Source organism: Veillonella sp. 3627 (assembly GCF_003992195.1).
Lineage (GTDB): Bacteria > Bacillota > Negativicutes > Veillonellales > Veillonellaceae > F0422.
Genome location: NZ_RQVG01000006.1, coordinates 103,451 through 123,077 on the forward strand (window position 1 = coordinate 103,451; position 19,627 = coordinate 123,077).

Genomic DNA, 19,627 nt, shown 5'->3' on the forward strand with positions numbered 1-19,627 from the left:
AATCGTGCTTTTTTGTTCCATATTTAGTTTCTACGTGTGATATAAGAATCTATCGCTATTATGTTGTAGGGATGACCATAGCACTCTCCACTATTTATGGCAGGTAATACACACCCAGTTGTTTTCTGTGGTGGTAGATAAATTGATAAATCCAGCCGCTGAGGCTGCATCGATAAGTGTTTGTTCTTCTCCCTCTTGGATACCGCTCATAATGAATACGCCCTTAGGTTCTAGACAACGGTAGGCATCATCTAGCAAACGTAGCAAGATAGGGGTAATAATATTAGCCACGATGAGAGAGGCTGTTTCCGCCACGCCTTCTAATAAATTATTTGTTTGTACAGTCACTACGGATTCCAATTGATTCATTGCCACATGGTTACGAGCGTTGGCTGTGGCTGTTTCATCTAGGTCAAAGGCTGTCACAGACTGAGCGCCAAGGGCTCCTGCGGATAAGGCGATAATGCCAGACCCTGTGCCCACGTCGAAGACCGTACTGTCAGGAGTGAGGTACTGCGCCATCGCTTGGATCGCCAATCGTGTAGTAGGATGGTCGCCAGTACCAAAGGCAATGCCTGGTTCGATGCGGATCACACGTTCATCATCGCGAGGACTATACTCCGCCCAATCGGGAATAATCGTCAAATGCTCCGTCATCGAAATCGGAGGATATTGTGTTTTCCAATCATCCCAACCAGACTCATCAGCCATAGTAATAGATAGATTGAGGGGTCCGAAATCCATGGTGAAAGTACTTTGTAACTGCTGAATCTCACTGTTGATGAGAGCTTCTAATTCATCGACAGCATATAGGTCGGGATCGATATAAGCTTTCACAGTCACATCAGAGGAATCGTAGAGCTCCTCTCGGTCTGGTTTGATAATACCAAATCCATCATCTGTGAGTTGATCAAATTCATAGGGATCTTCCGTATAGACCCCTTCTGCACCTAGTGCGAGCAATGTATCTGTTATAAGTTCAGACGCTTCATGTGTCGTGGTCAGTGTAATTTCTAGCCATGCCATAGTGGTACCTCGTAAATAAAACGCAAATAAAACACAAATGCAACGTAAATATAGTGTATATATAACATAACAAAAGCATAACGTAATCATAAGCGGTTATATTATCATGTATACTAACGTATCTGTAGTTCGAAGTCGTGTTCACCGTTACTAATGACGACGTTAGTTATCACTAGTATACTATCATATCTGTCATACTTAGCGAAACCGCTTCTTGTAGGAAATTCTAAATATAGTACTATCTAATACATAGGGAGCACTTTCATTTGCAAAAACTGCGATTTTTTCCATTGAAGAAAAATTCATTTGCAAAAAGTGCGAAAATTTCCATTGAAAGTTTGCATTGTTACCAAGGTGGGAAAAAGGCTATATTTTAAACTCAATGTAGATATACTCAAGTCATGCTAGAGGCTCACAAATTCATAGTAATGGGGATATAAGAAAAGGATAGCCGAGTCAATCTCAGCTATCCTTTTTGCGTTACATATTATTTTTTCTTAAGTTTGTACGCAATGTACAGAGCACCAATCCAAACGGGAATGATGTAGATGGATGTGCGCATGGAATCCATTGTTAACATAACGCCTACTGCCATAGCGATGAAGGCAAAGCAGAAGTAATTTGTAAACGGATACAAGATGGATTTGAATTTCAATTCATCAAGGCGACCCTCACGAGCAAATTGTTTGCGGAATTTAAGGTGCGTCACTGGAATGATGAACCATGCAATGATGAGACCAGCTACGATGATAGCCAATAATTGTAGGAACACATCACTAGCACTTGGGAAGATGTATGTTAAGAATACAACAATCAAGGCTAAGGCTGCACAGAACAAGGTAGCGATCAATGGCACTCCTGTAGCTGTTAAATTCTTGAAGATTTTAGGTGCATCACCAGATAATGCCATGCTGTGCAAAATACGAGAATTACTGTATAGCAAGCTATTGTACACAGATAATGCGGCTACTACAACAACGAAGTTCAAGATATGTGCGGCTGCGGGAATGCCAATGTTCGTAAAGATTTGGACAAATGGACTCGCATGAGTACCTAATTCATTCCATGGAGATAGTGCCATGATGATAGTCATTGTACCTACATAGAAAATCAGGATACGAGCTAACAACTCGTTAATCGCTTTTGGTAACGTTTTTTCAGGATTTTCAGCTTCCCCAGCAGTGATACCAATGAGTTCCACCCCACCAAAGGAGAACATCACCACAGCGATAGAGGCGATGAAACCATACGCACCATTTGGAAACAATCCGCCGTGAACCCAAAGATTAGAGAAGTTTTGCGGGAATGTACCCATATCTCCGAAGAAGATGAGGAAGATACCGAAGCCAATCATAGCAATGATGGCAACCACTTTAATGAGTGATGCAAAAAATTCCACTTCTCCATAGGCACGTACATTGATGAGATTAATCGCGGTCACTAATGTAATACAAGCTAGCGTAGTCATCCAATGGGGAATACCAGGTAACCAGAAATCTAAGTATACTGAAATAGCAGCAAGTTCCGCCATACTGGCAAGCATGTACACAATCCAGTAATTCCAGCCAGATAAATAGCCAGCAAAGGAAGACCAATATTTACTTGCAAAATAAGTAAAAGAGCCAGACACAGGTTCACGAACTGACATTTCTCCTAGCATACGCATTAAAAAGAAAATAAAGATACCAGTTAATAAATAGGAGAAAATAACACCTGGTCCTACTAATTGGATTGTTGGGGCGGATCCGTAGAAAAGGCCGGTCCCCACAGAGGCGCCTAAGGCGATCATTTGCATGTGTCGACTTTTCAGCCCACGATGCAATGACGTCTTTGATTCATTATCTTTCATACTATATAACTCCCTTCCCATGTATGTTCTGAAATGATATATCTAATAGAATACCATAAACTATATAATTAACCTAGTAAAATTTTAGTTTAGTAGAGGAGTAACGGATAAATATGTAACTATAAGTGATACTAGTTTTTTTCATACATAACTCTACATTATGCGTAATTTGCATATATAAAATTCAGTATATTCAAAGGAGTTTATAAAAGTATGTAGAATTACTAAAACAATAGACTGTTTTCGGCTGTAAAGGAGGACGATGTTCATGAAAGAATATACTAGTGATTTGATCAGAAACGTGGCGGTGGTCTCCCATGACGGGGCGGGTAAAACAGCATTAGTAGAGGCATTATTATTGTCTTGTGGTGCTGTAGACTTTGTTGGTAAAGGTCAAGATAATAAACATATTATGGACTTTGAGCCAGAAGAAATCAAACGGAATGTTACTATCCAATTAGGCATGGCGCCTTGTGAATGGAAAGGTCATAAAATTAACTTCATCGATACTCCAGGTTATTCTGAGTTTCATGGGGAAGTGCGGTCTGCTTTGCGCGCAGCAGACGGTATGCTTATGGTATTGTCTGCTGGTACAGGCGTAGAAATTGATACCATTCGCGCTTGGGAGTATGGCGTAGAATTGCAAATGCCTCGTATGGCTTTCATCAATAAAATGGATGTTGAAAAAGCAGACTTCTTTGGTACTTTGGAAAAAATGCGGGAATTATTTGGTAAAGCGATTATGCCATTGCAAATTCCAATCGGTGAAGGGCCTACTTTCAAAGGTGTCGTAGACGTAGCAAAACGAACTGCCTATGTCTATGAAAACGGTAATATGACAGAAGTGGAAGTGCCAGCTGAGCTATCCGATAAAGTAGAAGAAATTCGTGAAATGACTGTGGAAGCGGCTGCAGAAGGTAATGATACATTATTAGAAAAATATTTAGATGGACAAGAATTGACCTTAGAAGAAATTCGTCAAGGTTTGCGTGAAGGCATGTTGACGGGCCGTGTATGTCCTGTCATGTGTGGTACTGCCTTGAGCCGTATAGGTATGGACCAAGTCTTAGATCGTATGATTCGTTATATGCCAGATGCAACGAAAAAAGTGATGACTGCTATCGGTGTGGATTCCCAAGAGGAACATATCGTGGTGGCAGATAAACCATTTACTGGCTTCGTATTTAAAACAATTCTTGACCCATTTGCGGGAAAACAAAGTTTTATCCGCGTGTTCTCTGGGGAATTGAAAGTAGGAGATAAACTCTATAATGTGACCCGTGATGTAGAAGAAAAATGGGGCAAAATGATGACCTTGATTGGTAAACAACAAGTGCCAGTAGAGGTTGCAAAAGCCGGCGATATCGTGGTCATTCCTAAATTAGCAGAAACGAAAACAGGAGATACCTTTGGTACCGCTGAATTTAAAGTACAATATGCACCAATCCGTTTCCCACAACCTTTATACCGCATCGCTATGGTACCAGAGAAAAAAGGGGAAGAGGAAAAATTAGCGAACGCTTTGGGACGTATTTCTGAAGAAGATCCAACTTGTGAAGTGGTGAAAGATGTGGAAGGTCGTCAAATGCAAGTGCGTTGTATGGGCGATGTGCATTTAGAACATATTTTACAAAAAATGGAACGCAAATATGGAGTACGTGCTAAATTAGAAACTCCGTACATTCCATATCGTGAAACCATTCGAGGTACAGTGGAAGTAGAAGGTAAACATAAAAAACAAAGTGGTGGTCATGGTCAATATGGTCATGTGAAGCTTGGTATTGCGCCATTATATGAAGGTGAGTTTGAGTTTATCGATAAAATTTTTGGTGGGGCTGTGCCACGTCAATATATTCCGGCTGTAGAAAAAGGCGTTCGTGAAACGTTGGAAAAAGGTCTTTTGGCAGGGTATCCAATGATTGGTATCCAAGTGACATTATTAGACGGCTCCTATCATACAGTGGACTCCTCGGAGTTGGCGTTCAAAATGGCGGCAGCCCAAGCCTTGAAAAAAGGTGTGCCTGATGCGAAACCAATTTTATTAGAACCAGTCTACAATGTGAATGTCATCGGTCCAGAAGAATTTATGGGCGATATCATGGGTGATTTGAATAGCCGCCGTGGTCGCGTACTCGGCATGGACCAAGGTGTGCGTGAAGGAATCACTGTGGTGAAAGCCCAAGTTCCATTGGTGGAAATGCTAGATTATGTAACAGTATTGCGCTCCATGACACAAGGACAAGGTGTGTTTAATATGGAGTTCAATGGATACGAAGAAGTGCCACATAAACAAGCAGAAACAATCATTGCGGGATTTGCGGGTCACGAAGAGTCGTAACTTGTGATGCTATGTAGCCTGTGGCGTTCTTAACTTAATGCAAAAGGGAAGAGCACGGTATACCCCTCACAAACGGTATTTCATAATGTATCGTCTCTTGTGATGCTATGTAGCCTGTGGCGTTCTTAACTTAATGCAAAAGGGAAGAGCACGGTATACCCCTCACAAACGGTATTTCATAATGTTTGTTCGGGGCACACCGTGCTCTTCTTGGGATTGCTTGATTTAGGCAGTAAAGGGACGCCACAAGGCTGCTACGCATAATGGCGTTCCTCAGAGAAAATTTTTTGAGAAATATTAACGGTACGAATAATTTTGTAGTATAATAGTAATTGAAGAGTCAACGACGTGTTGTTTGGCTCATCTCTTCCTAATATGGGAGGGGGTGTTACTATGACTACATATGAAAAATTATCTTTATTGATTCAATTTTCTATGTTAATCGTAGAAGTTATTCGTTGCTTTTATAGCTAATGAAAACGCCTAACGAATAGAGGTTTTGCGGACCTCACACGTTAGGCAATTTCAATTTGCATGTTTTTTGAGATGAGCCTAACGCCAGCTACACGTTGATGGCTCTTCTTTTGTTATTTTTAGTATAGCATAGTTTGTAACAGAATAAAAGTAGAGTTTCTTGTGTGGCATAATTTAGGGAATAATGGAATGACCTAGGGTGGCTTTGTATTACTAGGGCTCTTAGAATTTGTGTTTGACCTTATATGGTGTTGCTAGTATAGTAGATAGAGATAGATACGATTCATAGGGCGCTGTGGAGTGCCTTTTATATACGGAGATAAAGGAGTAAGTCATGATATATCAAAATATTGCTATAGATTATACACAGTTTCGGTATCCGAAAGCGGTAGAGAGTGCTCTTGAGTTTTTGAAAGCGCATGATTTCACGACGTTTGCAGGTGGGCGTTATCCGATTGAGGGTGACTTGATGTATGCCAATGTGGATATTGTGAACACAAGGGTCTATGAGGAGACGAAGATTGAAGGGCACAAGGATTACATGGATGTGCAATTTCTAGTAGCTGGAGAAGAGCAAATGGAGATTCTCATTCGTCAAACTTTTCCGGACGTGGTTGAGGCTTTTGATGACAAGGATTGTTACTTTTACGATCCTACAGAAAGTGGCACGGTAAAAATTGATGTACGCCCAGGGGATTATTGTATTTTTTATCCTGGAGAATTGCATCGCACCTTGATTGCACCGAATGAGGTACAAGAAATTCGCAAGGTCGTGGTAAAGATTCATAAAAGTCTATTAGCCGAGTAAGATTAGGCGTTGACTGCACATTATGATGCTATATAATCTTACACAGACACAGACACAGACACAGACACAGACACAGACACAGACACAGACACAGACACAGACATGATGTAGCGATGATGGTAATTAGATATTCCGTGAATTGTTAATAATTTGTAAGGGTTGTAAAAGGAGGGACTATGAACGCATATGTAATGAAAGGTATGTTACTAATTGCATTAGGCGCCGTTCTATGGGGCTTTTCTGGAATGTGCTCACAATTTGTGCAACAACAGCGGATGATGTCGGCAGAATGGGTAGTAGCTATGCGCCTTGTCATTGCTGGTGTGATTACGGTAGTAGCGGCCTTTTACCAAGGAAGAGCTTCTATTTTTAAGGTTTTTTCTGACTGGAAAGATACATTGCGGTTGGTTATATTTGGGGTCCTTGGTATGTGGATGTGTCAATATACCTATTTTAAAGCGATTGCCTATGCAGGGGCAGGGATTGCGACGGTCTTACAATATGTAGGTCCTGCATTGATTATTTTATACATCTCTATTACACGTTTAACGTTGCCAAGGGTGGCAGAAGTAGTCAGTGTAGTACTAGCTACGGTGGGGACGGCGATTATTGCTTTGCAAGGTGTGTGGGATATATCAGCGTTAGACGATACACTTCTGACCTGGGGGATGCTATCTGCTGTAGCAGTTGGTATTTATACGCTACAACCAGTGCCACTATTGAAAAAGTATGGTACAGCACCCATCGTGGGATTTGGCATGCTTATCGGCGGGGCCTTTGCGTGGATAGTTACACAACCTAGTTCTGAAGGAATTGTATGGGATTTGTGGACCTATGGTGGGTTTTGGAGTATCATCATTTTTGGCACAGTAGTCTCTTTTAATGCATACCTAGAAGGGGTGCGACGAGTAGGTGCTGTGACGGGGTCCATACTTTCATCCATAGAACCTATTTCGGCAGCGGTACTGGCATGGTTGTTGTTGGGCAATGAGTTTACACAGTGGGATATCATCGGCATGACCCTTATCATTGTTACAATATTTATCTTGGCATGGGATAAAGGTCGTGCTACAAATAAAAGTTGACCGAATCTATAATTCGTGGTAGAACTAATAAATACAGAATGAAGGGTACAGATGCTTGTAAAAGTAGCTGTACCTTATTAGTAAGTGGGGGCATCTTAAAGCCTGTATAGGGTAGATAGATACGTTTCTCGAGGTTACGTGTAGGAGGAATAGATGGCACGAACGGTTGGTATTATTGGATTAGGATTGCTAGGGGCCTCTCTAGCAAAAGCATTACGAGCATATACGACATATGATGTCATCGGTTACGCGCGGCGTCAGGAAATTTGCGACCTCGCCTTGGCTGATGGTTGTGTGTCACAGGCTTTCACAGCGGTGGAACCTGTTATCATGGGTGCGGATATTGTGGTCTTTGCCTTACCACCACAGACAAATAGTGAACTTTTTGTGAAAGTAGCCCATCTGTTTCAGGCGGGGCAAGTGGTGACCGATGTGTCCAGTGCGAAAGATGACTTTGCTCATGCCGTGTATGCTCACATCCCTGAGGGCGTGCACTTCGTATCTGTACATCCTATGGCGGGTTCTGAAAAAGGTGGGTATGAAGAGGCTCATAAAGACCTCTTTCAGAAAATGGGCTGGATTGTCCTAGAAGATGAAACGCAGCCAGCCTACGATGCCACAGTGGCACAGGAACTGGCTGATATGGGACGTGCCGTGGGGTCCCGCATCGAATACGTGGACATGAAACGCCACGATGGATGCTTGGCCATGGTGAGTCATATGCCGCATATGCTGGCGTCCGTCATGATTACCGCCGTAGGTAATGATGAACTGGGAGATAAGCGCATGAGCTTGTCGGCGGGAGGCCTACGAGACAGCACCCGTACAGCCAGTGGTCTGCCAAGTATGTGGCAAGAAATTATCTACGGAAATCGTACGAATGTGTTGAAAGCCATTGAACAAGTAGAACAAGAATTAGCTGCTGTAAAACAGTTGCTCCATGCGGATGACAATGGAGATAGTTTAGGGCAGTACTTGGAGCGAGCTAAACAGATACGAGACCGTTTGCCGAGTTTGACGATCGATAAGAACTAATATATTTGAAAGTGCAACCTCGCTCTTTATCCATGCCTGCCCATCGATAAGAACTAATGTGCTTGAAAGTACAACCCAGGTACCTATCCATATCTTTGCTTAGTAGTGAAATAGCGTGAAAGATACATGCATTGCAATGTAATACGAGGGAAGGCTTTCAACATAGGCTATACGCATAGCCTGTGATATAATAGCAATAGATGTTTGAATGAAACATGGCATATCTATGGGAGAACTTTCAGCATGGTCTTATAAATGTGGAATAGTAAGAGATAGATATAAAAGACAAGCATAGAAAGGAGCGATAGTAAGATGGACACAGCACAAAGTATAGTGGATCAAGTGCTAGAAGAAGTACAAAATACGCCAGGTGTAGGAGTAGACAATCCCTCGGAAGTGGCGAATCAAGCGTTGCAAGACACATTGGTAGCGAGTGTAATCCCTGAGGAGTATTGGCCTGAGATTGTATCTTGGGTATCCGAAACGGGTTTAGATACAGTCTATTTAGACAGTCGTGACCGTATAGGTGCATGGTGGGCGTCTAAAGAAGTGCGCTCCATGGGGTATACCTTGAATTTTACGAAATGTGGCAAGGTACCTAGTGAATGGTTCCCTGTGGGTGAACATTGGAAAGAGGCAGAAGTGGAGGCGCGCTATCGCTTGGTAGCAAGCTGGGAATCTTTAGTGGAGAACGGCGCCTTAGAGAAAGTTGAATTAGAATGAAAGTAACAAAAAGCGTACCTTTATCGGTGGGGGCACTCAGTGTCCCTATCTTTATAGAATTATTTTTACTCATGTTATTGGGCAATGTGGACCAATTCATGCTCAGCCAGTATGCAGAAACGGCAGTGGCTGCCGTAGCCAATGCGAACCAGATTATCAATATTATCTTGTTTTTGCTCATTGTCATGAGTACAGCTACCACCATTTTAATCGCTCAATATTTGGGAGCTAAGCGTGCCGATAAAATTGATGAAGTATATACGATTAGCGTTGCCTTTCATACGGTGTTCAGTGTTATCGCAGGGGCTGTGGTCATTATCTTTCATCAAACTCTCTGCGAATGGCTTGGGGTCCCAGCGGAGATTATAGAAGAAACCGCACTCTATTTAAATATCACCGCTGCCAGCATTCCTATTACGGGTATCTACATGACCTATGTAGCAGTGTTTCGGGGGCACTCCATGCCTCGTATCACCATGTGGATTGCCCTTGTCATGAACGTGGTCCATATTATTCTGAATTACGTACTTATCTACGGTTGGGGTTCCATCCCAAGCATGGGTGTCTTAGGCGCATCCGTATCGAGTGTGATTAGCAAGGCATTGGGACTGGGTCTTATCATCTGGTGTCATCAATCACTGTTGACAGCTCGTCTGAAAGTAGAGTATTTGCGCCCATTCCGGTGGGAAACGTTACGACAATTGCTGTTTATCTCTGTACCATCTGGAGGAGAAACGCTGTCTTACCAACTTTCACAGACAGTTATCATGAAAATGGTGAACCTCATGGGGCTCGTGGTGATTACAACGAAAGTGTATGTATATATCATCGCTACTTTCTGCTATATGTATACAATTGCTTTGGCCAATGCAGCGCAAATCGTGGTAGGATTCCTTATGGGGGCTAAACGAGAAGAAGAAGTGTCCCGCCGTGTGTGGCTCACAACGGCAGCAGGCATTTCTATTGGTGTCGGATTGAGTACCTTCTTTTATTTTGCCTGTGAACCAGTGATGCGACTTGTGACAGATAATCAAGAAATTATAGATCTGGCGAAAGCTGTGATGTTTATTGAAATCTTCCTAGAAATTGGACGTGGTGCCAATATCGTATTGGTGCAATGTTTGCAAGCAGCAGGAGATATTCGGATTCCTATGTTTGTCGGCGTTTTTGGCATGTGGGCCTTTGCGGTGACTTTGTCCTACTACTTTGGTATCGTCCTTGGTTGGGGACTTGTAGGTGTGTGGATTGCCATGGCTATCGATGAGATTATACGAGCGATTATATTTGTGTGGCGGTGGCAGTCAAACAAATGGAGAGGTCGTTCGCTCATATCGGTTTAAATTCCATAGTGCGATGAAAGTAAGGAGGGGAGCCCCCGTGTATTCCGCAAAAACTGCCCTACGCGAAAGTTTTTGCGGAATACACGGGGGCTCCTTTGCGTTTATCGAGGGGTAGGAATTTAAACCGCTCTGAGCAGGTGGCGACCTAGGGGGAAGAGTGTGGTTTGAGTCGCTGTGTATATGGCGGAATGGGAGAAGCTCACCGACGTGAGGTATATAAATAAGTAACATCTTTTCCCCACCAATTTTCCCCCGGTCTGTTTCAATTTTTATAGTTTCATCTTTGCTACTGTATAGGAAGCCCACATGTATGTTGTCAAAACTTTCGCGTAGGGCAGTTTTTACAACATGCATGTGGGCGACTCCACTCTAACAACGAAATGAATATAAAAATTGAAACTGACCGAAAAATACTTTATAATGGAATCAACTTGGCATAGTCTAGGGCTATGCTTTTTTGTATTCTTATGATGGGTTTCACATAGGAGGACGTATGAGTTTATATGAAAGTACATTGGCACGGATTGTGCCACGGAATAAAGAGATTGAACGAGCAATTGGGGAACAGTGGAGTAAGGGGACTCCATACGGTTCATATGGTAAGTTAGCGACGATGGTAGAGCATTATGCGGCAGCTACGAATCAAGTAAATCCAGCAGCTCCTAAGCCTTGTATGATCATCGCCTCTGGTGACCATGGTGTGGCAAAAATCGGTGTCAGTGCCTACCCGCAAGAGGTAACAGTGCACATGACTATGAACTACTTGATTCCAAAAGGGGCCGCAGCCAATGCGCTAGCGAATTATTGTGGTGCTCAAATTGAAGTCATCGACGTAGGGGTAGCGGCAGATATGTCCGCTGTGCCAGGCTTACACCATCACAAGGTAATGCCGAATGGTACGAACAACATGTTAGAAGAACCAGCTATGCCTATGGATAAAGCTATTGAGGCCGTTGAGGTGGGCATTGCTTTCGTAGAAGAGAAGGTGAAAGAAGGATTCAATACTTTCCTAGTGGGTGAAATGGGCATTGGTAACACTACGTCCAGTGCAGTCATTACAGCGAAGTTCTCCGGACTTTCAGCGAACGAAGCAACGGGACGAGGTACGAATATTTCGGACGAACGGTTGAAAGTGAAACAAAAAGTCGTCTACGATGCACTAGTAAAATATGCAGATATTCCACCTACAGATGGATTGGGTGTTTTATCTGCCGTAGGGGGCTTGGAGTTTGCTTGCCTAGTAGGTGTTATCCTAGGAGCGGCGGCAAACCATGCGTTGGTGGTCATCGATGGATTCAACACCACAGCCTGCGCCCTCATTGCGCATGCTATGAACCCGCACACCATGGATTACGTGATGGCATCTCATTTGTCCGCTGAAAAAGCTCATAAAGATGCGCTGAAAACATTGGGCTTAGAGGCCTATGTGGACCTTGGATTCTGCTTGGGTGAGGCCACAGGCGGATCCATGCAAATGCAAATGTTGAACTTAGCCGTGGACATGTTCCGCGAAGTTGCAGGAGGTGAGCACCATGCGTAATTTTGTCATCGAACCATTGCACAAACCGTCCATGGAGGAATGCCGTTTGCGCATCGACAACCTAACAAAACCATTGTATTCCTTGGCACGTCTAGAGGGGATTACAGAGCGTATGGCAGGGATTCTGAAAGAGGAAAAACCTAATAATCTTCGTCATGCTGTTGTTATCGTAGGAGCTGATATCGCTGTAGATGGACCACAAAACCAAACACATGGCGTGGAAAGCTTGAAAGCTATGGAACGGTTAGCCTCTGGACATTCTGCTACCCACGGAGCAGCGAAGAAAATTGGCGCTCCTGTGTTCTTAGTGGATGCAGGCTTAGAATTAGATACAAGTCACATCGAAGGTGTGCGTCAACATAAATTAGCCAAAGGATCTAAATTTTTCCGCATGCATGCGGCGTTGACACCTGACATCGTAGAACAAGGTTTAGAAGTAGGCTTTGCCTTGGCAGATGAATTGAGCCACAAGGGGTACCAAACGATAGCTATCGGTACTGTCGGTGAAAGAAGTTTACTTTCAGCGTTGGCAGTCACAGCAGGAATCACAGGATATCCGATGGCAGAGTTGTTGGCAGAGAATAATTGCACTTTGAGCATTCAAGAAAAGGCAAAACAGTTGACCGCCAGTTTGGCAGAACACGATTTGCCGAGCCAAGACGGCGTGCATGTATTAGCCACCGTAGGCTCTCCAGACGTGGTGGTCTTAACAGGACTTATCCTGGGGGCGGCAAGCCATCGTATGGCAGTGGTCTTCGACACGGCGGAAACAGGAGCAGCCGTACTAGCTGCAAAATGTATCAACGAAGCAGTCATGGATTACGTGTTCCCATCTGTCCATACAGGGGAACCAGTGCAAGCAGCACAAATGAAATACTTGGGAATCAAGCCGCATCTGTTCTATGGCTTTGAAATGGATGAAGCCTTAGGATCCACCATGGGACTATCTGTCCTTGATGCGGGTATGCATATGTTAAATGATATGAAAACATTCGGGGAAGCTAGTGTAAACGTGGCTGTCGATGGACCGGGATCTAAGCGTCAGGATGGACGGTAATAGTTACTAATTATGTGGTATAATATAGAAAAGGAGGAAGTAGTATGAAAACACTTGATGAGATTCGTAACTTAATTGCTCCGGTTCTAGAGCTATATCACGTGAAATCAGCCTATCTTTTGGCTCTTATGCTCGTGGTGAGGCTACAGAAATTAGTGATGTAGATTTGTTTGTAGTTTTTGATAATGATAGTATTAGTTTGTTTGAAGTGGGCGGCCTTTTAGAAACTTTAAAAGAAGTGTTGCAAATGGATGTAGATTTGCTTACTGATGGAAATAAATTGACTAAACGATTTCAAGAAAATTTATATAGAGATATGATTCATATATATGGTGATATCTATGGAGAACAAAGATATATTAGTTGATGTATTGGATTTAATAGATAGGTTAGATGCGTCTGTTAAGCTATATAAAATTCAAGTAATTGCAGAGACATTAGGAAAGGTTTCTCAAGATTTTAAGGATAGCCATACTGAAATTCCTTGGAAAAATATTAAAGGCATGCGAAATCAGTTGTCTCATAATTATGGACAAAATAACTATAGACTTATTTGGAGCACGTATAAAGAAAAGTTACCAGAATTGAGAGAACAATTGGTGGCCATATTGGACGACGAATATGGTTTTGAAAATGAGATGTTTTAAAAAATAGTAAAGATTGTAGCAAGCTATATCCCTGATAGTGTGCTACAATCTTTTTTGTATCTTGTCTATCAAGGTTGTCTAATATATTGAAAATATAACAATATTATATGTTGATAGGATGAAGTTATCATATGCTGTTTAACAAAAAAATATTTGTTAAAAATATGTTGACAACCATCCAAATTTTTTGGTATTATAAATAAGCAGTCGCAAGAAAGAAAACCAGGATTGCATACATGCGGAAATAGCTCAGCGGTAGAGCACCGCCTTGCCAAGGCGGGGGTCGCGAGTTCGAATCTCGTTTTCCGCTCCAGTTTGTTCATTCCTCGATAGCTCAGCAGGTAGAGCAATCGGCTGTTAACCGATCGGTCGTAGGTTCGAGTCCTACTCGAGGAGCCAACTTACTTTCGGTTAGTATACTATCATGACCCACTAGCTCAGTTGGCAGAGCACCTGACTTTTAATCAGGGTGTCCCGCGTTCGAGTCGCGGGTGGGTCACCACTTACAACATGGCCCGTTGGTCAAGCGGTTAAGACACCGCCCTTTCACGGCGGTATCGGGGGTTCGATTCCCCCACGGGTCACCATATGGACGATTAGCTCAGCTGGGAGAGCGCCTGCCTTACAAGCAGGATGTCGGCAGTTCGATCCTGTCATCGTCCACCACGCTAGGAACTACCTAAGGGTAGTTCCTTTTTTATAGGTAAAAGTATGAATAGTACTTTTAAAGATACACATAAATCGGTATAATAAGGATAGTAAAGACAGATAACATTGCAGTATAACTAGGAGGATTTTCTATGGATGGATTAATAGAACTTTCATTGCGATATGGACCATATGTGGTTATTTTAGGAGTGATTTGTCTATTTCTTTTATGTTGCTACTTCTTATTTCGGGATAAGAAAGGAAGTACTAGCAACAAAATAGTGGATTCGCTATCATATGATGATCCTTATGAACACCAAAGAAGGACATTTCAAAATCCCTATGCTCTTCGAGACGAAGAACTATCCGTAGATCCTGTGGAAGATGATTTTGTAGAAGGTATAGTCTCAGAAGAATTAGTCCGTGCTGTGAAAGAACAACCGCCGGAAGAAGCAGAAGATGCGACTAGAATTATGCCAAAAGTAACGGAACGTATGATTACCGAGACGATAGAGGCTCAACCAGAGGCGTCTATTAAACTAGCTGTAAAAGAGCAAACATTACTAGATAAAGCGGTAGCTCAATATAAATCTGCATTCGGTATTTTAAATCCTGAATCTGAAGAAAAGGTTACTGAGATTACAGAAGCCATATTGGCGCAATTAGATACTGAATCAGAGGAAGAAACTACGCATTTATTTGAAAATATAGCGTTACAAGAAAGTTTATTACATGTACAAAAGGCGTATGTAGCGAATTCTACTGAGTGGATGAAAGAAATCCTCTTAGAAACTTTCAAAGATGTGGTGGAACAACCTCAATCTAGCACATTATATTTGGTAGCTGTTGATGCATTGAAGAGTTTAGTACATTTACAAGTGGGACATTTGCAAGCATTAGCTATCTCATTGATCATACAATATTCTAAAAATTCTAATAACTATTCAGTAGAAAATTTCCGCCATTATTTGGAAAAGTATATTGAACCATTCATGAGCGATTTGCCACGAAAAGAAGATATGTATCAGCAATTAGAATATTTGCGTTGTATCTCTTTTGGGGAAACCTTGTCATTCCAACAAATTATGAGAAATTCCTATCCTCTTGTATTTGATTACCGTGGATTTAGCCATGAAGAATTAGCTTTCATAGTACAAGATACGCCAGTGAAGATGCCTATTGTCGTAGAAAGTATTAACTCTTCATTATTGAAATTGATGGCTGTGGATGAATATATGTTGCCTAGCTTATTCAAGCGAGCTGGACTCACAGATATTAGTATCCAAAATGGGTTAACTCGTCTTGCTTTTGGTAAGGCTGTTGATTGGGATAGTACATCGTTTGATGAAGTATTGGAACGTATCTCTCCATTATTAGTGGATTTTAGTCATATTTATGATCGAGCACCGCTTAGTCGCTTGCATCTCACTTTGCTAGGTATTTATTTGGGCAGTGCTATGGTACGTGCTACTATTCACGAACAATTTGATGTATCTCCTTGGTTTGATACTTCTGGACGATACTAGAAATAAAATTGAATACAATAATCCCCTACACTTCCGGACGAAAGCATCGGATGCGGTAGGGGATTTTATGTTAATAGATGCAGAATTTACGTAGGAGAAGTGTCAGTTTAGAAGGAAAAAAGGACGCTGCTAAGGCAGCATCCTTTTATATTAAAATGAAAAATCTTCGATGGTTTCAATATCCACTAACTCTACTTCTTTGCCGTGGAATTGGATAATCCGTTCGTCTTGTAAACGTCCCAGTTCGCGACTGAGTGCAGTGCGGCTTACGTTGAGGACATCTGCCATTTCTTGCCGATTGTGTGGCAAGGTGAGGATGTTCTTTTTTTGCACTCGGTGAAGGTCCATAAAGTAGGCAAAAATTTTCTCGCGCATCCCTTTGAGAGATAGATAATGTACTTTGCGGGTCAGTTGCATAGCCTTTTCGGATAGGTCGTGCATGAGGTTCGTGAGCAATTGGATTTGGCAAGTTTGACAGTCCGGAAATGCTTTGGTGAAAGTCTCAATCGGTAAAAACAAAACGATCGCATCTTTTGTGGCTTCAATCGTAGCAGGCCACAGAGGATGGTTACTAAAGAGCAAGGCTTCTCCGAACATAGAGGACGGCTCTAGCTCCGTTACGATAGTTCGTTGTCCTAACATGTTTTCTCGCGTTAACAAAGCACGACCTTCTAATAAGATGCCAATGCCTTCCATAGGATCACCGGCGATGGCGATGAAGGAGTTTTTCTTGAAACTTTGCACCTTCACATTTGCATGGGATAAAAAAAGTGATAAATTTTCTGGTGTAATATGTGCACATAAGGGGGATTGTTGAATCGTATTCATGTATGTTTCTAATGTAGGATGTAATGTCGACATAGGACCTCCGTTAAATTAGAGAGTATACTTTATTTCTGTACTTTCATTATAGCATGAATAAAAGTATAGGGAAAACTATATAAAATGTAGCCAAGGATACGTTTTTTCTGCTTTCAGTATACTATACTAAATGCATAGATAACAAGATAATGCTATGCACTCCTGTTGTAGGATGGTTGTGTATAGAAACGATATCTAAAACAAAGTATGTTGTAGGAAACATGTTTATGGGCAAAGTTCCCAAGGAGGTTATTATGAGTATGTTCTGTTTCCAATGTGAACAAACAGCGCAACCAAATGGTTGTACAGTACAAGGTGTATGTGGTAAAACAGCACCGGTTGCAAATTTACAAGACGAATTAACAGCGGCGTTGATCGGTTTAGCTCGTGCAATGCAAGCTACAGAAGTAACGTTAGAAAACGTACAATTGTTAAAACGTGGTTTATTCATGTGCGTAACAAACGTAAACTTCTCCGAAGATCGTGTACAAGAGTTTATCGATGTGATCAACAATGCGCATAACAAATTAGATGCTAATATTCCTAACTTTGATTGGGAAGAATTGTGGAAAGGTCATGAAGACATCGTATCCTTACGTTCCACATTGTTATTAGGTATGCGTGGTATGGCTGCATACGCATGGCATGCAGCAGTATTGGGCTATAACGATCCAGAAGTTGACGCTTGGTTTGTAAAAGGCCTTGTAGAAATGGCGAAAGACCACAGCGCAGAAGAATGGTTAGGCCTATTGATGGAATTCGGTGGCATCAACCTTGCTTGTATGGCGTTGTTAGACAAAGCAAATACAACTACATACGGTACTCCAGTTCCAACAACTGTACCTTTAACAGTAGAACCAGGTCCTTTCATCGTAGTAACAGGCCATGATTTACATGACCTTAAAATGTTATTGGAACAAACTGATGGCAAAGGCGTTAACATCTATACACATGGTGAAATGCTTCCATGTCATGCATACCCTGAATTGAAAAAACATCCTCAATTGAAAGGTAACTTTGGTACTGCATGGCAAAACCAACAAAAAGAATTTGACGGCGTTCCAGGTGCATTCTTGTTCACAACAAACTGCATTATGCCACCAAAACAAACATACATTAAGAACATCTTCACAACAGATATGGTTGGTTTCGATGGCTGCGGTCATGTGGAACACAACGAAGATGGCACAAAAGATTTCTCTGCAGTCATCGAGCGTGCTATTGAATTAGGCGGTTATAAAGAGCCACAACAATTCACTGGTATCAACGGTGGTACAGAAGTGACAACTGGTTTCGGTCATGGTACAGTACTTGGCGTAGCTGACAAAGTAATTGATGCAGTAAAAGCTGGCGCTATTAAACATTTCTTCTTGGTAGGCGGTTGCGACGGTGCTAAAGTAGGCCGTAACTACTACACTGAGTTCGTAAAACAAACTCCAGAAGATACTATGGTATTGACTCTTGCATGTGGTAAATATCGTTTTAATGACCTTAACATCGGCGAAATCGGTGGCTTGCCTCGTATCCTAGATATGGGTCAATGTAACGATGCGTACTCTGCTATCCAAGTAGCAGTAGCATTAGCAGGCGCTTTTGAATGTGACGTAAACGAATTACCATTGACATTAGTATTGTCTTGGTACGAACAAAAAGCGGTATGTATCCTATTAACATTATTGTCCTTAGGCATCCGCAACATCTACATCGGACCATCCTTGCCAAAATTCTTGTCCGGCACAGTACTTGGCATCTTAGTTGAAAAATTCAACTTACATCCGATTACAACACCAGAAGAAGATATGAAAGCGATCTTAGGCTAAGACGTCTCTTGTTTCGCTATGCAGCCTTGTGGCGGTGTTAACTAAATAAGATGAAGGGAAGAGCACGGCATACCCCCTCACAAACGGTATTTCATAATGTTTGTTCGGGGGCACACCGTGCTCTTCTTGTATTTGTTTGATTTAGGTAGTAAGGAACGCCACAAAGGATGCTACTCGTAACGGCGTTCCTCTGGGGATGGGTGCTTGTGGCGTTGTCATTTGCAAACTTGCGCTTTGCTTAGTTTGCTGTTAGTAATGGCGTTAAGTCAATATAAACAGTACGAATAGATTATGTTATAATAAAATTACAAGAGTCATTAACGTGTTGTTAGGCTCATCTCTTCCTATTATGGGAGGAGGTGGTTGCTATGACTAAGTATGAGAAAATCTCTTTGATGGTTTCTATTGCTGGTTTAGTAATTCAGCTCGTTGATCTACTTAAGTAGACAATGAAAAAGCCTAACGTATAAGGTCTCATACACCTTAACACGTTAGGCAATTTCATTTCATACTTTTTGAGATGAGCCTAACGCCAGCTACACGTTAATGGCTCTTCTTTTGTTGTCTTAATTATAGCACAGGTTATAGTCACAATACAATCGTTTCTTGTGACGCTATGCAGCCTTGTGGCGTTCCTTAGATAGATGTTCATAATATTGTTATTTTGTACATGGTATGGTTAGGTGTATAATGAAGGTAAGGGAGTCACTAACGTGAGTTAGGCTCGTCTCTTCCTAATATAGGGGGAGGTGATACTATGAGAAAGTATGAAACGTATAGTTTATTACTGTATCTAATTTCTATAATAGTAAGTATCATTGACCTATTTAAAGATTTATTTAAATAATCA

Annotated in this window: 16 protein-coding genes and 5 tRNA genes; 18 read left to right on the forward strand and 3 right to left on the reverse strand. The window is 41.9% G+C overall.

The genetic code is table 11. The annotated features are described in order from the left end of the window. Positions 1 to 90: 90 nt before the first annotated feature. Together prmA and EO114_RS04525 are read right to left on the reverse strand one after the other, a co-directional pair. On the reverse strand, positions 91 to 1,026 hold the full coding sequence (prmA, locus tag EO114_RS04520; protein ID WP_164723764.1) for a 50S ribosomal protein L11 methyltransferase: 936 nt from the start codon (positions 1,024 to 1,026) through the stop codon (positions 91 to 93). A gap of 487 nt (positions 1,027 to 1,513) precedes the next feature. Beyond that, a complete protein-coding gene (locus EO114_RS04525) occupies positions 1,514 to 2,875 on the reverse strand; it encodes an amino acid permease (protein ID WP_009353213.1) in 1,362 nt (453 codons plus the stop codon). Positions 2,876 to 3,143: 268 nt separating this feature from the next. On the opposite strand from EO114_RS04525, the gene fusA reads away from it, so the two are divergent. The 17 genes from fusA to EO114_RS04605 all read left to right on the forward strand — a co-directional run bounded on the left by fusA (position 3,144) and on the right by EO114_RS04605 (position 16,096). After that, entirely contained in the window at positions 3,144 to 5,213 is a 2,070-nt protein-coding gene (fusA, locus tag EO114_RS04530; RefSeq protein WP_127061786.1) for an elongation factor G, read from the forward strand. Positions 5,214 to 5,606: 393 nt separating this feature from the next. Beyond that, positions 5,607 to 5,687: a putative holin-like toxin gene (locus EO114_RS08060; RefSeq protein ID WP_370447247.1), complete on the forward strand. Its 81-nt coding sequence runs from the start codon at positions 5,607 to 5,609 to the stop codon at positions 5,685 to 5,687. A gap of 334 nt (positions 5,688 to 6,021) precedes the next feature. Next, positions 6,022 to 6,495, forward strand: a complete 474-nt coding sequence (locus tag EO114_RS04535; RefSeq protein WP_127061788.1) for a YhcH/YjgK/YiaL family protein — start codon at positions 6,022 to 6,024, stop codon at positions 6,493 to 6,495. A 176-nt stretch (positions 6,496 to 6,671) separates the two neighbouring features. Continuing rightward, entirely contained in the window at positions 6,672 to 7,580 is a 909-nt protein-coding gene (locus EO114_RS04540; RefSeq protein WP_127061790.1) for a DMT family transporter, read from the forward strand. 153 nt (positions 7,581 to 7,733) lie between these two features. Further along, a complete protein-coding gene (locus EO114_RS04545; RefSeq protein ID WP_127061792.1) occupies positions 7,734 to 8,615 on the forward strand; it encodes a prephenate dehydrogenase/arogenate dehydrogenase family protein in 882 nt (293 codons plus the stop codon). Between the two features lie 312 nt (positions 8,616 to 8,927). Further along, a complete protein-coding gene (locus EO114_RS04550) occupies positions 8,928 to 9,338 on the forward strand; it encodes a hypothetical protein (RefSeq protein WP_126940796.1) in 411 nt (136 codons plus the stop codon). Next, positions 9,335 to 10,678, forward strand: coding sequence for an MATE family efflux transporter (locus tag EO114_RS04555; protein ID WP_127061794.1), 1,344 nt, complete (start codon positions 9,335 to 9,337; stop codon positions 10,676 to 10,678). The genes EO114_RS04550 and EO114_RS04555 overlap by 4 nt, the downstream gene beginning before the upstream one ends. A 493-nt stretch (positions 10,679 to 11,171) precedes the next feature. Continuing rightward, complete coding sequence (gene cobT, locus EO114_RS04560) at positions 11,172 to 12,218, forward strand: nicotinate-nucleotide--dimethylbenzimidazole phosphoribosyltransferase (RefSeq protein WP_062403690.1); 1,047 nt, start codon at positions 11,172 to 11,174, stop codon at positions 12,216 to 12,218. Continuing rightward, entirely contained in the window at positions 12,211 to 13,275 is a 1,065-nt protein-coding gene (locus tag EO114_RS04565) for a nicotinate-nucleotide--dimethylbenzimidazole phosphoribosyltransferase (RefSeq protein ID WP_127061796.1), read from the forward strand. The genes cobT and EO114_RS04565 overlap by 8 nt, the downstream gene beginning before the upstream one ends. A 166-nt stretch (positions 13,276 to 13,441) precedes the next feature. Then, positions 13,442 to 13,642 carry a hypothetical protein gene (locus tag EO114_RS04570; RefSeq protein ID WP_240629058.1) on the forward strand — a complete coding sequence of 67 codons (201 nt, stop codon included), beginning with the start codon at positions 13,442 to 13,444 and terminating at the stop codon, positions 13,640 to 13,642. Then, positions 13,617 to 13,922, forward strand: coding sequence for a DUF86 domain-containing protein (locus EO114_RS04575; RefSeq protein WP_009352799.1), 306 nt, complete (start codon positions 13,617 to 13,619; stop codon positions 13,920 to 13,922). Before EO114_RS04570 ends, EO114_RS04575 begins: the two co-directional genes overlap by 26 nt. A gap of 238 nt (positions 13,923 to 14,160) precedes the next feature. Beyond that, positions 14,161 to 14,235: transfer RNA gene (locus EO114_RS04580), tRNA-Gly, on the forward strand. A gap of 10 nt (positions 14,236 to 14,245) precedes the next feature. Then, positions 14,246 to 14,321, forward strand: a tRNA-Asn gene (locus EO114_RS04585). Positions 14,322 to 14,348: 27 nt separating this feature from the next. Then, a tRNA-Lys gene (locus EO114_RS04590) sits at positions 14,349 to 14,424 on the forward strand. A gap of 10 nt (positions 14,425 to 14,434) precedes the next feature. Then, positions 14,435 to 14,509 (forward strand) — tRNA-Glu (locus EO114_RS04595). Between the two features lie 3 nt (positions 14,510 to 14,512). Beyond that, positions 14,513 to 14,588: transfer RNA gene (locus EO114_RS04600), tRNA-Val, on the forward strand. A gap of 134 nt (positions 14,589 to 14,722) precedes the next feature. Continuing rightward, on the forward strand, positions 14,723 to 16,096 hold the full coding sequence (locus EO114_RS04605; protein ID WP_127061798.1) for an LPO_1073/Vpar_1526 family protein: 1,374 nt from the start codon (positions 14,723 to 14,725) through the stop codon (positions 16,094 to 16,096). A 150-nt stretch (positions 16,097 to 16,246) separates the two neighbouring features. Here EO114_RS04605 and EO114_RS04610 read toward each other — a convergent pair whose 3' ends face one another. Then, on the reverse strand, positions 16,247 to 16,957 hold the full coding sequence (locus EO114_RS04610) for a Crp/Fnr family transcriptional regulator (RefSeq protein WP_009352800.1): 711 nt from the start codon (positions 16,955 to 16,957) through the stop codon (positions 16,247 to 16,249). A 254-nt stretch (positions 16,958 to 17,211) separates the two neighbouring features. Here EO114_RS04610 and hcp point away from each other — a divergent pair, with 254 nt between their 5' ends. After that, positions 17,212 to 18,777, forward strand: coding sequence for a hydroxylamine reductase (hcp, locus tag EO114_RS04615; protein ID WP_009352798.1), 1,566 nt, complete (start codon positions 17,212 to 17,214; stop codon positions 18,775 to 18,777). The last annotated feature ends 850 nt before the right edge of the window (positions 18,778 to 19,627 follow it).

Bases quoted from the DNA above. Each gene is read 5' to 3' on its own strand.
- prmA (WP_164723764.1), bottom strand. From the start codon at position 1,026: ATGGCATGGCTAGAAATTACACTGACCACGACACATGAAGCGTCTGAA.
- EO114_RS04525 (WP_009353213.1), bottom strand. From the start codon at position 2,875: ATGAAAGATAATGAATCAAAGACGTCATTGCATCGTGGGCTGAAAAGT.
- fusA (WP_127061786.1), top strand. From the start codon at position 3,144: ATGAAAGAATATACTAGTGATTTGATCAGAAACGTGGCGGTGGTCTCC.
- EO114_RS08060 (WP_370447247.1), top strand. From the start codon at position 5,607: ATGACTACATATGAAAAATTATCTTTATTGATTCAATTTTCTATGTTA.
- EO114_RS04535 (WP_127061788.1), top strand. From the start codon at position 6,022: ATGATATATCAAAATATTGCTATAGATTATACACAGTTTCGGTATCCG.
- EO114_RS04540 (WP_127061790.1), top strand. From the start codon at position 6,672: ATGAACGCATATGTAATGAAAGGTATGTTACTAATTGCATTAGGCGCC.
- EO114_RS04545 (WP_127061792.1), top strand. From the start codon at position 7,734: ATGGCACGAACGGTTGGTATTATTGGATTAGGATTGCTAGGGGCCTCT.
- EO114_RS04550 (WP_126940796.1), top strand. From the start codon at position 8,928: ATGGACACAGCACAAAGTATAGTGGATCAAGTGCTAGAAGAAGTACAA.
- EO114_RS04555 (WP_127061794.1), top strand. From the start codon at position 9,335: ATGAAAGTAACAAAAAGCGTACCTTTATCGGTGGGGGCACTCAGTGTC.
- cobT (WP_062403690.1), top strand. From the start codon at position 11,172: ATGAGTTTATATGAAAGTACATTGGCACGGATTGTGCCACGGAATAAA.
- EO114_RS04565 (WP_127061796.1), top strand. From the start codon at position 12,211: ATGCGTAATTTTGTCATCGAACCATTGCACAAACCGTCCATGGAGGAA.
- EO114_RS04575 (WP_009352799.1), top strand. From the start codon at position 13,617: ATGGAGAACAAAGATATATTAGTTGATGTATTGGATTTAATAGATAGG.
- EO114_RS04605 (WP_127061798.1), top strand. From the start codon at position 14,723: ATGGATGGATTAATAGAACTTTCATTGCGATATGGACCATATGTGGTT.
- EO114_RS04610 (WP_009352800.1), bottom strand. From the start codon at position 16,957: ATGTCGACATTACATCCTACATTAGAAACATACATGAATACGATTCAA.
- hcp (WP_009352798.1), top strand. From the start codon at position 17,212: ATGAGTATGTTCTGTTTCCAATGTGAACAAACAGCGCAACCAAATGGT.